Below are 407 nucleotides of genomic sequence, written 5' to 3'. Positions count from 1 at the left end.
TTGGTTTTTGAAAGTTGGTAACTGTCCAGTTATATGGAGTTTGACCAGTTTGCAAAACAGTTACTTCTCTTTGTTGTCCTTCTGGATAAGTAGGCATGTTTGGATAAGTTGTGTTTGAAATATAAGGATCATCAAAAGGTGATAATACCAATGTAGAAAAAGGATCAGCCGTTTTTACGATGGATGGAGAATTAGCAACTGGTGTTTGGTCATACACCCAATATTGATACGTTTCTATTTTTCCAGATGTTAAATTACTGATTTCTAACCAGTATTTTCCTGTATTTGGATCGCGTTTCATGACATCAGAAGCAGTAGGAGTGTAGTTGTTAAAACTTCCAGCAACTTGAACAAAATCTTTACCTGGTGCAGTTAATACCAAGGTGGCTTTTGTTGCATCTGTATGA

1 pseudogene is annotated in these 407 nt (G+C 36.1%); it reads right to left on the bottom strand.

Annotated elements, in window-relative coordinates:
• Nucleotides 1–407: pseudogene (locus IU405_RS00085) on the bottom strand (alpha-amylase); the annotation flags it as partial.

Origin of the sequence: Polaribacter sp. BAL334 (assembly GCF_015767435.1) — a bacterium.
Taxonomy (GTDB): domain Bacteria; phylum Bacteroidota; class Bacteroidia; order Flavobacteriales; family Flavobacteriaceae; genus Polaribacter.
The sequence above is the reverse complement of the archived record's forward strand: the minus strand, read 5'-3'. Positions and strand labels throughout refer to the sequence as shown.